The sequence below is a fragment of the Jeotgalibaca ciconiae genome (assembly GCF_003955755.1).
Taxonomy (GTDB): domain Bacteria; phylum Bacillota; class Bacilli; order Lactobacillales; family Aerococcaceae; genus Jeotgalibaca; species Jeotgalibaca ciconiae.
Window position 1 is genome coordinate 1,382,957 of record NZ_CP034465.1, and the last position, 11,828, is coordinate 1,394,784.

The window sequence follows — 11,828 nt, forward strand, 5'->3', positions numbered from 1 at the left end:
AAAGAAAGTTCCCCTAGAAAACAAACCGTTCTCCTGCATAAAAAGCGAAAATGCGGTAAAATAAGAATAACTTAAAGAGTAGGAGTGAGTAAATTTGCAGAAAACAGTAAAATTGTCAAATCGCATAGAAATTCCTGTGTTAGGATATGGTACTTGGCGAAATACAGATCCAAGTGAGTGTGTAGAAGGTGTGAAGAATGCTTTATTAATGGGTTATCGTCATATCGACACGGCTCAAATGTATGGCAATGAAGAGTTAGTAGGAGAAGGAATGCGTTTAAGTGGAGTTCCTCGCGAAGAAATCTTCCTAACAAGCAAATTAAACAATTCAAACCACGGGTATGAAAATACTGTTCGAACGATCGATGAGTCCTTAGAAAAGCTAGGTACAGATTATTTAGATCTATTCTTGATTCACTGGCCAGTAGTAGATGGTCATGAAGAAGATTGGCGCGAAGATAACATTGAAACATGGCGCGCATTGGAAGAAGCTTATGAAGCAGGTAAATTAAAAGCAATTGGTCTCAGTAACTTCAAAGTAGAACACTTAGAAAACCTATTGCCAAACTGCCGCATCAAACCAATGGTCAATCAACTTCGCTTACATCCAGGTTTGCTCCAAGCAGAAACAGTAGCGATGAGCCGTGAAGCAGGAATGGCTATCCAAGCGTGGTCTCCATTGTCACCGATCCCACAAATGGCAGAAAATGAAACAATCATCCAAATGGCAGAAAAATATCAAAAATCCATCGCACAATTATTGTTACGTTATGGGATAGATAAAAACTATATTCCATTAACAAAATCCGTTCACGAAGAACGAATCAAAGAGAACTTCGAAGTCTTTGACTTCGAGCTGGACCAAGCAGATCTTGATTTCTTTGATCAATGGGAGTGGCAAGGAGATATTTTCTTGTAAGAGAAGTTCTATATAAATAAAAAATCATCATCTTTTGTGAGAGTATAAATGGGAGTGAGTAAGGCGTATGAACATAGTACTACTTATTTTTATCGTTCCACTTAGCCTACTAATGCATGAAATTGGGCATGGCATAGGAACCGTGTTGACTTCTAAAACGCACCATGCGCATATTTATTTAGGAGATACTGGAGAGAACAATAAAGAAAATTTTCGAATCGGTCGTCTTCATTTCCATGTTCAATGGGCCTTCACTGGTTGGTGCAGATGGGGAGGAGCATTAAACAAGCGACAGTCTTTTTTTATCTTGATTGGCGGTCCATTAATGACTGCATTCATTATGACTACCTGTCTATTACTTCTTAGGCTAGAAATAGACGGGTGGGGACGAACTCTTTTAGTAATCATAGCAGAGACAAACTTTCTCGTGTTATTGTTCACTCTCATTCCTAATCAGCTGCCTCGTTGGTTTGGTCCTAGATGGAGTTTCCCATCAGATGGGCTACAATTATTGCGTTTATTAATGAGTAAATAGAAAACATCATCTTTAGCTCGCTTGAGTAAAGATGATGTTTTTTACTTGTCATTCTTGTAAATGTTTAAAGATACGAAAGCCATTCATTAGAAACAAATTTATTATTATCAATGCTGCAAAAGTAAAAATAATACTGGTGCTAGTGGGAATCGAGGAAGTGCTGCGCAAAACCATATTTGATTGTTTCAGGAGTAAATGCTTCTAGCCAAATAGCTAAAGGAATCAAGCCAAAAAATAAAAAAATTGACAAAGGTAATAATGGGATAGAACCAATTAGCGAGAAGAGTAAAGATTTGGAGCATTAATAGCAGGCAGCGCTCTATATTCGTTCCATGTAGAATCATTGACTATTTCCTTTATTTTTTCTTTCTCTGCGTCAGCATTGAAACAAAAATAACTTTTAATTTCATTCCTGCCTGTTGCAGTAATATAAGCAAGCTCGTCATTGATCCATTCAATTTCAAGGTTTTCTGAAGTGACGGGCATTAACAGTTCTGTATTGATACTAGAGCTAAGTGCTGAAGAGGTCGTGTCTTCTTCAATAAGAAATCGAACGGACTCTCCTTTTCTTGAAATTTCAATATGATAGTTGTCGTGGGGAGAATCACTGGTTAATAGAACATGTTTTTCAAAAAAGAGTTCATAATTAAACTTTAGAACAGGAATACTTAAAAGAAGAAATACAGAAAGAACCATTAAAAAGAATATCCCACACCCTTGATTGGGAACATAGTCATTACGGGGGTTATTCTTCATATTAGTTATCCTCCGTTGTTGAATTATTTTGACAGAATTTATTTTAAGACGTTAATGCTCTTTTTTGATATCGTTAGTAGTTAATAAAGATTGTACTACACTATATTATAAAAAAACACCTAAATTTCTTTTAAGAGAATTTAGGTGTTTGCGATTATTTATTATTCTTTATTTTTCACGTACGGTTTTCAAAGCTTCTCCCCAACTTAACACTTGATCAAGTTGCGTGTTGAATGTTTCTTCGTGTAATGCAGCTGGAGTAAATTCACTCATATCTTTGAAGTCAGTAAAGAGTGACATAACTACGTGCGTACGTACAGAAGCTACTTGTAGTTCCGCAAGAACCACACGTAGTGCTTCTGCAGCGCGAACCCCACCGGAAGATCCGTAACTGACAATACCTGCAGGCTTATTATTATATTCTACATATAAATAATCGATGGCATTTTTCATTGCGGAGGTTATGCCGTGATTGTATTCCGGCGTAACAAATACAAATCCATCTAATGAAGCAATTTTTTCGGACCACGGTTTTGCTTCGGGTGTGACATAATCGGAACTGTAAGCTGCGGAGATTGGCTCATTGTATAGAGGTAGGTTGTAATCTGCGATATCTACTACCTCATATTCTGCATCCCCACGCTTATCAGCCCATTCTTTCAACTTGTTTGCGACTTTTATGCTATTACGATTCGGACGAGTACTACCTGTGATAATTCCTATTTTCAACATCTGTATTCCTCCTAATATTTAGTTAGTAAAAGCTTGTCTTACAAACTAAGGATAACGCAAGCTTAGTAGAAACTCAAATATTTTATTTCGAAATAGAGGTAAAATCATTCTTTAGACGGATTAAAATGGCCGTTGTATTCTTTATAATGGAACAGTAGAGAAATAGCGAAGGCAGTAATTCGATTTTAGGAGGAATAACGATATGAAAACAAGAAAAAAGACAACAGTAGCTCCTATGTCAAAAGTAAAGAACTTAGTGTCTGCAACGATGAATGGAAAAATAGATAAGAAAAAAAGATGGATGATAGCGGGGATTTTACTTTATATTATTAGCCCAATTGACATCATTCCGGATTTTCTGCCGATTTCCGGCTATGCGGATGACATTGTCTTGCCGATTCTTTTAATTGTAGCAGAGAATTTGATCAGCAGTCATGCTGAGACAAAAAAAGATAGTGATCGCAAAGATGTCACTCCTCAAAACCAATAATATTTTAGGGGCCGGGAAAAAACTCCCGGCCCCTCTAGTATTAACGAATAATAGTGGCGTAAACGTGCTCAAAAAGGCAGATCCGCGCATTATTCGTTCCAGTGATTCGGATCTAAACGCCTTTTTTCCCACTCTCTTTTACGTTATACTTTGTTTAAAAGATGAAAAGATGAGGCGAATTCAATGATTACATTAGAAAATGAAGAATTGAAAGTAACGATTGCTGAAAAAGGGGCAGAACTGCAAAGTATTTTTCATAAAAAAGATCAATTTGATTATTTGTGGCAAGGTGCTGAAGGGTATTGGTCAAAGCATGCACCAAATTTGTTTCCAATTGTTGGCCGTTTGAATGATAACAAGCATATAAAGGATGGAAAGATTTATGAAATGAACCAGCATGGTTTTGCTAGAGATTTGGAATTTAAAGTAGGGGAGGTAACGCCAGATACAGTTGAATTAGTCTTGCAGGCAAATGAAGAGACCTTAAATCGCTACCCTTATGAATTTACTTTGAAGATTCACTATCGTTTAGACAAAAATCAGCTAGCGGTTACTTATTGTGTGGAGAATCATTCTGACGAAACAATGCCTTATTCGTTAGGAGGACATCCCGCATTCAATTTACCGATTAATGGGGAAGGGAAGTTCGAGGATTATAAACTTCATTTCAATGCCGGGGCTGGACTCGAAAGCTTAGAGTATTTTGAAATGGAACCGTTGCCGTATATGAGCGGTCGAAAACTGCCATTAACGGCTTTGAAAAATGGAGAAATTTCTATTGACCGTGAACTATTTGGGGCAGGCTTGGTAATGGATATGGAAATGAAAGGAAGGATAGCAACTTTATATTCAAGTCAGTCTTCGCATAGTATTACTTTGAGTTTAGGCGATTTTCCGTATTTGTGTTTGTGGACGGAAGAAGGGATGGAAGCACCGTTTCTTTGTGTAGAGCCGTTTCACGGTATGGCTGATGAATATGGTGAAGTAGGTGAACTGGCAGACAAAAGGGGAATCAATCTGTTAGAAGCGGGCCAGAGAGATGGGCACCAGTATGTCATGATTTTTGATAATGAATGGGAAGTTTCGATTTGCTATCTCGATAACTTTATTGAAGTGTATCCTGCTTCGGAGCGCGAACTGGTAAAAATGAAAGAGCAGTTGTTGGATGAGTCTCGTGTTGACTTTTATGTAGGGACACAACACTTTGTGAAGAAGGAGCTTAAAGGAGTCGGTTGTGAGGGCTGGGGAATACAGTTTGATTAATTCCATCTAGTGAGCACAAAATAGAGCGTTCACTAAACGAGATTGTTAGCCGCCATCTTCAAAAAATAAGCCTCGATACAAATTAGTCGTTGTATCGAGGCTTATTTTTATTTTATATTAGAATTTCCTCTCCATTATATTGTCTGACAAAAAATGAGAAAGCACTCTAATTTTTAGTGAAAATCATTCCGTAACAGGACTGAATACTATGGAAGAGAAATCTTTGATATAAAGAATCTGGCTATCCTCAAGCTCGACGACCAGGGAGGCACCCTCTTCTTCGTTAAAGTAAGAGGAAACAACTTCAATAATTTGGTAACTTTTATCTTCATTCAGTAGATAAAAGTATTTTACACCGGAACCGCCTGAAGGCATAGGAAGGGAAACGGAATAGGCACCGGCCTTAATATCAGCACCCACATGAAAAATCCCGTTCGTAAATTCGTACGCCCCTTCTTCCAGCGGCGGTTGTTCAGGACCACCGACGATGGTATATTCGTGAAAAGAATCTGCCGGATGATTTGCCAATAAAAGAAGAGGGTCCGTTTCGGAATTGGCACTAATTTGCATGCCATCATATAAGTTAAGTTCAATATTCCCTGATGAAAAATCAAGGACTTGTTGGTAAACAACTTCACCACTTGAATCAGCAACCGTCAGATAGCCTGATTCAAAGTTCCGTATAATAATATAACGGCCTTCGGGGACATCTTTTCCAATAACGATTGGATCTGACAAAATGCGCATTAAGAGCTCTTCACCTTCAAACTCCAGCGGTTCTTGAAAAAAGAAATCCGGAATTGTCGGAGCCATGGCTTCTTTTTCCTCGCCAATAATCTCTTGACGTGCCTGATAAGCTGAAATGGCTTCTTCATTTTTATCAATTGTACGACCATCATAGCTTTCTTTGGCAAATCCGGCAAAGGAAGCACAGCCTGTTAATAAAGGAATGGCCATCAATAAACAATAAACTTTTTTATTCATGACATCACTCCTTGTTTTCAGTTGTAAAATCATAAATACGGATATAATGATCTGCTGTTCCAAGCGGGCCGATTGATGTGGTTTCCGCTTGATGAGAACGAAGCAGGGAGAAGTATTGCTTGGCTTCTTCTTCATTTTGAATCGGAATACAACATAGACCGTTATCCAGATACAGGGTGCCATCCGGAAGATTTCCAAGTGAATCGTAGGATTGTCGGGAAATTTTTCCTTTTACATAGGACACCTTTTCTTCATGGTGGTCCGAAATAAAGATAAAGCGCCCATTTTCCAAGAATAAAACTTTATCTGCATATTCATCTAAGTTATCCAATAAATGCGAAGCGACCATAATGATTTTTCCTTCTGATCGTAATGTTTCCAGAACACTTGAAACTAAATTAACATTTTCAGGGTCAAGGCCATTCATCACTTCATCCATCAACATAATGGGAGTATTGGCAGCGCACATCATGGCGAAGCAAAGCCGTTGTCTCATTCCCAGCGAATAAGTATGAACTTTTCGATCGACATAGTGGCCCATATGTAACATATCAATAATGGCCTCCACACGGGAAGTGTCTTTTTGCCAGATTTCTGAATAAAGTTGAATGTGTTCGCGGCCCGAAAAGTTCTCATATAAGTCAGCTTGGTCAGGGAAAAAAGTAATTTTTTTATGTAATTTTAAAATATCCTTTCGGCTGTTTTGATAAGCTTTTCCATCGATAGCGACACTACCGCTTTTTAACGGAATATAATGCATGATGGCATTGAAGAGTGTTGTTTTTCCGGTTCCGTTTGGCGCGACAATCCCGATGATGGAACCATCGTCGATATCAAAGCTAATGGCATCTAAAATGGTTCGTCCGCCAAATTTGACGGTTAAATCTTTTACTGATAAGGTCATGCGCTCATCCTCCTTCGTAGCCCAAGAGTCTGGGTTTGGATTCGATCAAAAATACGGGTAAAGAGTCCTTCTAAAATGACAATCGACAGAAGCATTAATAAAATGCCTTTCCACATGTAGGTCGCTGACAATCCGGTGCTTGCAGCTGTATCTCCCATTAATATCGATTCAACATGGAAATACAAGCTCGGTTGCCAGGATGAAAATGGCTGGGTAAGCTGCCATAGAGACGGCACGAAAAATAGTCCCAATACAATGATGATGGTTAAATAAATGGTTCGGAATATCCAGCTGAGTCCCACTGTTAATAATAGAAGCAGGTAGCTTAGAAGCATGGCGGAACCAATAGCAACCAAGGCATACTGCCAGATAGCAACTGGAACATAACCGTTCTTAGAATAAATAATCACTGGATACCACAAGCTTCCGGGAGTTTCGAGCGATAGGCTAAACAAATAGCTAGCTAGCAGTCCAAGAAGGGAAGTTACCCACATCACCGTCCACAATTGTAAAGTGCGTGTGCGCCACTGTTTCTTCCAAGGAACCGGGAGACCATGAGTGATACTCCAGTTTTTTGTTTGGTCACGTGTGAATCGATCACAGCCTAAGAGGGCGATAAACAGAAACAGAACGAAGCCGATCATCATATTCACTTCTTCCAAGAAGATGTTGCTTGCAGAAAAGGAGTTCCATTCGATATCGAGTCCTTTTTCTTCCATATAATTAAAGAAGGCGACATCTTGACGGATGGAATCTTCATCAGGCATATAACTCATTAAATAATCATAGTATTCAAAGTCAGTCAATTCTAACAGGTAGGCATTGTTACGGGCGATGTTCGTACCGTTTTCCAAATAACTATCGAAGACATGCTCCAATCCTTTTATTTCGTTTCCATCACGTTGAGAAAGAATGTAAAGCTGCATGCCGTATAGCATTTGTTGTTTTGCTAAAGTATCATACACTTCTTTTCCATCAACGCCTGAAAAGACACTGTCAGGGATTGAGTTGAATAACTGATGGATTATGTGATATTGGTCTTCCATTTCCTCTTCAGGAAAAGATAAGTTTTGTTGCTGATATAAAAGGGAAAAAGAGCTGAAAAAAATTAAAAAGCCAAACAATAAGACACGTGTTTTCCAATCTCTTATCAGTTTTTTCCATTCCCATTTTGCTAAGTGCATCTTTTCCCTCCTTTATCCAATGAATTTCTGACGTGTGCGAATGTAAGTTGCGATAGCTAACAGAACTTCAACACCGATTAATGTAGCCGCAATAACAAAAAGGCCTTGATTTACGGTGATGGTGGGTGTGTTTAACATAAAATTCTTTTCCCCAGATATGACTTTTCCAAAGTCAAAATAAGTTTGAGGGAAGTGACTAATATCGATGCCAAAAATGTCCCGAGTTGTGCGGCTGAAATATAATTTTTCGAACAATAAAACGAATAGGCCGGCAACGAAGACCACAACCTCTTGGCGAAAAAGTAGAGACAGCAGGGCCGAAAGTCGGATAAAGAGATAGAGTAACAACAGTAAAAATGGTATGGTCTTTAGTAGAAATGATCCGATGCTCATTAAGCTGTATACATCAGGATTCATCATATAGTCCTCACTGTAGTTGAAAAGTGGTACTTGCCAACTTAGAGAACCAAAGCCATATAGTAATCCGTTTACAATAAAAAACAGTAGGGCTGCTGCTGCGAAAAAAATCAAAACGAAGCTTAAAATAGCTAAAGACTGCGTGAAGAGGTAACGCCCCCAGCCGATCGGTACACCAATCTGTTGCGTTCGCTTGCGAACACCCAGAACAAAAACGTCAGCAGCAATGAAAAGGGTCAGTACGATGAGAATCGTTGGTCCCCAATTATGAAGAAAGAGCTGGATCTGCTGCCAAGATGTTTTTTCTTGAAGGACATGGAACGAAAGGATATCTGGATCGTAGCTCCCAATCCGATTGTGGTTGTTTACTGAATCGTATTCCCGATCTTTCCCCGGGTACAAGGAGTGCTTGTTGTAATAGTCATTCTTTTCCTCAAAGTGGAAATCAGGGACATACACATTCGTCAATTCAATGTAGCGGCCCACATCCCCGTTTTCAATAGCAGCTAGTAAGGCACGGCTATTTTCATATTTGTATTTTCCATCGGCATAAGCCGATTTTCCCGTAAACAAATTAACGTTAAAGTTGCCTTTTTCAGCAGCAGTTTCCATAATCCCTTTGTTGGATTGGACGCTCATTTTCAATTGATCAAGATCAATAGTGTCATAGCCATTCTGCTTCGTAAGGAAGAAGCCGCTATAGAAAATAATACCGATAAAAACAAGCGCGATAGTCAATCTATTTTTACTATTTCGCATTAAATGCAACCAAGTTTCTTTAAATAAAGATAAAGTCATGTCACGTCTCCCTTCTTTTTAATCAAATTACTACTAGTTTATCATATTGATTTAACTAATTGGGCATTAATCAACAAATGTTTAGGAGGTAGATGAAGTCTCACCTTAAAAAAAGTAGTAACCCCCAAAAGTTAGATTAGAATCTAAACATTTTGAGGGTCACTGCCAGATAATAGATTGAAAGGGCATTAAATTTATTTTTTGGTCTTTTTGTACATTCTAAACTCCAAAATAAAAAAGAAAATAGCAAGTATAAAGAAAACAGACATTAGGATAGAATCACTTGGATTATAAGCAGCAAAAGACATTGATTTTAGAAAGTTTTGATAAAAGTAAATAATGATTCCAAAAATGAGACAGAGAACTGCATTCAGCGCATACATATTTTAACCTCCTTTCAAAGAAAGCGGTTGTTTTTTTCGTATATTATAGTAAATAATAAACACGAAGTACAATAAAAGAAGGGCAGCGCATGTGGCTTTTTTAGCGATGGTTTTGTTAACCATTAACTATATTTTAGCAGTTTACAAATAAAGCGAGAAAAAGAATGAAAAAATCATTCTTTTTTCTCGCTTGTTTGCTTTTCTGATTTTCGGCTTATTCCAAAAATTGTGCTTCATATAAGCGGCGGTATGTTCCGCCAACTTTCATCAATTCTTCGTGGGTTCCTTGTTCGGAAATCCCATTTTCGTCTACCACAACGATGCGGGTCGCATGTTTAATGGTTGCGAGACGATGGGCAATGATCAAGGTTGTGCGTCCTTCAGCCAGAGAATCAAGGGATTCTTGAATCACTTGTTCTGTTTCTGTATCCAGAGCAGAAGTTGCTTCATCCAAAATTAAAATTGGTGGGTTTTTCAAGAACATGCGGGCAATCGATAGGCGTTGTTTTTGACCGCCGGATAGTTTGACACCGCGTTCTCCGATAATGGTATCCAAACCTTCTGGCATGGATGCAATGACGTGATCAAGGTTTGCTAGTGTAGCCGCATGTTTTACTTCTTCCTCAGTCGCATCCAATTTTCCATATTTAATGTTTTCTCGGATGGTTCCCGGGAAAAGGTAGACATCTTGTTGGACAACACCAATTTCATTTCGTAAAGAAGACATGGTGACATCTTGGATATTGTATCCATCAACCGTGATACTGCCTCCTTTAATTTCATAAAAGCGTGGTAATAAATTACATAGCGTCGTTTTACCTGCTCCACTTGGACCAACAAAAGCAACGGTTTCGCCTGCTTCAATGGATAAACTGATATTATCAAGTACTTTTTCAGACTCGTCATACCAGAAGGAAACATTTTTGTATTCAATATCGCCTTTTAAGTTATGAACATCCACTGCACCTGCTTTATCCTTAATGGTTGGTGGGCGGTCCATTTCTTCAGAGAAGCGGCGGAAGCCTGCGATTCCTTTTGGATACATTTCAATCATGTTGTTTACTTTTTCAATCGGACGGACGAAAATATTCGATAAAAGAATAAATCCAACAAAATCTCCATAACTCAATTCACCTCGAATGGTATAGTAAGAGCCAAAGAACAGGGCAAATAAGTTAATCAAACGAATAATCAAATAGTTATAAGAGGAACTAAAGCCCATCATTCTATAGAAGAGAAGTTTTGATTTCCGGTAAGATTGATTCAAAAATTTGAATCGTTCTGCTTCGTGTTCCTCATTCGCGAATGCCTGAACGACACGAATTCCGCTTACAGAGGCTTCAATACCAGCATTGAATTCGCCTAAATCTTCAAAAATACGAGTATTTACTTGAGTCATTTTCCTATTAAAGTAAGAAACGGCAAACATAATCAACGGGATCAAGCAAACCGTCGCAATGGCTAATTGTGTATGAACTTGAAGCATCAATAAGAATGCCCCTAATAAAGTAATGATCGTAATGAAAATATCTTCTGGTCCATGATGCGCTACTTCTGAAATTTCAAAAAGATCGGTTGTTAGTCGCGTCATCAACTTTCCAGTTTTATGATTATCATAATAGCTGAAGCTTTGCTTTTGCATATGGGTGAATAATTCTTGTCGCATATCAGTTTCAATATTCACACCCAGCTTATGACCAAAGTAAGTAACAATATATTGCATAGCTGTATTGATAATATATAGCAGTAATAAACCCAATGAAGATAAAATAACGAGATTCCATTTCCCGGAAGGCAAGATACTATCAATAACATTATTGACTGCCACAGGAAAGGCCAACTCTAAAACCGCAGCAATTACAGCACAAGCAAAATCAAGGATAAACAATGATTTATAAGGGCGATAATAGCTAAAAAATCGTTTAAGCATAGGGGGCCTCCTTTGAAATAATATAATGAACTTAAACACAACCATAATTATGGCATACAAAAAAAGAAGAAACAACTTTTCAAGACTTTTAAATATATCATAATTTTTTTCCTGTTATCTTTCTCTTAATAAATTTATGATAGGCTGTTTTTAATTGTAAAGATAAGAATAGGAGTGGACAAAATGGGGTTAACAGGAGTAGTATTCGCTTTAATTTTTTTGATTTGTCTTTCTTTTTTTCTGTTGGGTATGTATTTGTTGATTCGTAAAAGAGGGAAAAGGTTTCCGCCCTTTAAAGGCAGCTATTGGGTGCTGGCAGCACAAGGATTCTTTTTACTTTTATTTTTTACAGAAATATTTGCGGCTCTTCCATCGATATTTTTTGATATAAGCTTATATGGCAGTGCCTTGTTCGGCGTGCTTTATAGTATAAAGGAAATTAAGAATAATGTGCTGCTCGCACTGGTGTTAGGGGCTAGTACAATCTTTTTTTTCTTTTTATCCCCTTTACATGGCTAATAGGAAGTATGTGA

The 11,828-nt window shown here is 38.0% G+C and carries 12 protein-coding genes; 5 read left to right on the plus strand and 7 right to left on the minus strand.

Features of this window, described 5'->3' with window-relative positions:
- Positions 1 to 94: 94 nt before the first annotated feature.
- Together EJN90_RS06565 and EJN90_RS06570 are read left to right on the plus strand one after the other, a co-directional pair.
- Positions 95 to 919, plus strand: coding sequence for an aldo/keto reductase (locus EJN90_RS06565; RefSeq protein ID WP_126109639.1), 825 nt, complete (start codon positions 95 to 97; stop codon positions 917 to 919).
- 67 nt (positions 920 to 986) lie between these two features.
- On the plus strand, positions 987 to 1,454 hold the full coding sequence (locus tag EJN90_RS06570; protein WP_126109641.1) for a hypothetical protein: 468 nt from the start codon (positions 987 to 989) through the stop codon (positions 1,452 to 1,454).
- 273 nt (positions 1,455 to 1,727) lie between these two features.
- Here the strand turns inward: EJN90_RS06570 and EJN90_RS06575 are convergent, their stop codons facing one another.
- Together EJN90_RS06575 and EJN90_RS06580 are read right to left on the minus strand one after the other, a co-directional pair.
- Positions 1,728 to 2,210, minus strand: coding sequence for a hypothetical protein (locus tag EJN90_RS06575; RefSeq protein WP_126109643.1), 483 nt, complete (start codon positions 2,208 to 2,210; stop codon positions 1,728 to 1,730).
- 168 nt (positions 2,211 to 2,378) lie between these two features.
- Entirely contained in the window at positions 2,379 to 2,942 is a 564-nt protein-coding gene (locus EJN90_RS06580) for an NADPH-dependent FMN reductase (protein WP_126109645.1), read from the minus strand.
- Between the two features lie 202 nt (positions 2,943 to 3,144).
- Here EJN90_RS06580 and EJN90_RS06585 point away from each other — a divergent pair, with 202 nt between their 5' ends.
- The gene (locus tag EJN90_RS06585; protein WP_126109647.1) at positions 3,145 to 3,432 is read left to right on the plus strand and encodes a DUF1232 domain-containing protein; all 288 of its coding nucleotides are present in this window, start codon (positions 3,145 to 3,147) and stop codon (positions 3,430 to 3,432) included.
- A 183-nt stretch (positions 3,433 to 3,615) separates the two neighbouring features.
- A complete protein-coding gene (locus EJN90_RS06590; protein ID WP_126109649.1) occupies positions 3,616 to 4,695 on the plus strand; it encodes an aldose 1-epimerase family protein in 1,080 nt (359 codons plus the stop codon).
- A 183-nt stretch (positions 4,696 to 4,878) separates the two neighbouring features.
- Here the strand turns inward: EJN90_RS06590 and EJN90_RS06595 are convergent, their stop codons facing one another.
- The 5 genes from EJN90_RS06595 to EJN90_RS06615 all read right to left on the minus strand — a co-directional run bounded on the left by EJN90_RS06595 (position 4,879) and on the right by EJN90_RS06615 (position 11,295).
- The gene (locus tag EJN90_RS06595) at positions 4,879 to 5,679 is read right to left on the minus strand and encodes a hypothetical protein (RefSeq protein ID WP_126109651.1); all 801 of its coding nucleotides are present in this window, start codon (positions 5,677 to 5,679) and stop codon (positions 4,879 to 4,881) included.
- A gap of 4 nt (positions 5,680 to 5,683) precedes the next feature.
- Positions 5,684 to 6,583: an ABC transporter ATP-binding protein gene (locus EJN90_RS06600; RefSeq protein WP_126109653.1), complete on the minus strand. Its 900-nt coding sequence runs from the start codon at positions 6,581 to 6,583 to the stop codon at positions 5,684 to 5,686.
- Positions 6,580 to 7,767, minus strand: a complete 1,188-nt coding sequence (locus tag EJN90_RS06605) for a hypothetical protein (RefSeq protein ID WP_126109655.1) — start codon at positions 7,765 to 7,767, stop codon at positions 6,580 to 6,582. Before EJN90_RS06605 ends, EJN90_RS06600 begins: the two co-directional genes overlap by 4 nt.
- Positions 7,768 to 7,779: 12 nt before the next feature.
- The gene (locus EJN90_RS06610) at positions 7,780 to 8,982 is read right to left on the minus strand and encodes a hypothetical protein (protein WP_126109657.1); all 1,203 of its coding nucleotides are present in this window, start codon (positions 8,980 to 8,982) and stop codon (positions 7,780 to 7,782) included.
- A gap of 597 nt (positions 8,983 to 9,579) precedes the next feature.
- Positions 9,580 to 11,295: an ABC transporter ATP-binding protein gene (locus EJN90_RS06615; RefSeq protein ID WP_126109659.1), complete on the minus strand. Its 1,716-nt coding sequence runs from the start codon at positions 11,293 to 11,295 to the stop codon at positions 9,580 to 9,582.
- 183 nt (positions 11,296 to 11,478) lie between these two features.
- On the opposite strand from EJN90_RS06615, the gene EJN90_RS06620 reads away from it, so the two are divergent.
- Positions 11,479 to 11,814: a hypothetical protein gene (locus EJN90_RS06620; protein ID WP_126109661.1), complete on the plus strand. Its 336-nt coding sequence runs from the start codon at positions 11,479 to 11,481 to the stop codon at positions 11,812 to 11,814.
- Positions 11,815 to 11,828: the final 14 nt, after the last annotated feature.

Excerpts from the sequence above, each read along its gene's own strand:
- EJN90_RS06575 (WP_126109643.1), bottom strand. The coding sequence starts at position 2,210 with ATGAAGAATAACCCCCGTAATGACTATGTTCCCAATCAAGGGTGTGGG.
- EJN90_RS06610 (WP_126109657.1), bottom strand. The coding sequence starts at position 8,982 with ATGACTTTATCTTTATTTAAAGAAACTTGGTTGCATTTAATGCGAAAT.
- EJN90_RS06570 (WP_126109641.1), top strand. The coding sequence starts at position 987 with ATGAACATAGTACTACTTATTTTTATCGTTCCACTTAGCCTACTAATG.
- EJN90_RS06595 (WP_126109651.1), bottom strand. The coding sequence starts at position 5,679 with ATGAATAAAAAAGTTTATTGTTTATTGATGGCCATTCCTTTATTAACA.
- EJN90_RS06585 (WP_126109647.1), top strand. The coding sequence starts at position 3,145 with ATGAAAACAAGAAAAAAGACAACAGTAGCTCCTATGTCAAAAGTAAAG.
- EJN90_RS06620 (WP_126109661.1), top strand. The coding sequence starts at position 11,479 with ATGGGGTTAACAGGAGTAGTATTCGCTTTAATTTTTTTGATTTGTCTT.
- EJN90_RS06615 (WP_126109659.1), bottom strand. The coding sequence starts at position 11,295 with ATGCTTAAACGATTTTTTAGCTATTATCGCCCTTATAAATCATTGTTT.
- EJN90_RS06600 (WP_126109653.1), bottom strand. The coding sequence starts at position 6,583 with ATGACCTTATCAGTAAAAGATTTAACCGTCAAATTTGGCGGACGAACC.
- EJN90_RS06580 (WP_126109645.1), bottom strand. The coding sequence starts at position 2,942 with ATGTTGAAAATAGGAATTATCACAGGTAGTACTCGTCCGAATCGTAAT.
- EJN90_RS06605 (WP_126109655.1), bottom strand. The coding sequence starts at position 7,767 with ATGCACTTAGCAAAATGGGAATGGAAAAAACTGATAAGAGATTGGAAA.
- EJN90_RS06590 (WP_126109649.1), top strand. The coding sequence starts at position 3,616 with ATGATTACATTAGAAAATGAAGAATTGAAAGTAACGATTGCTGAAAAA.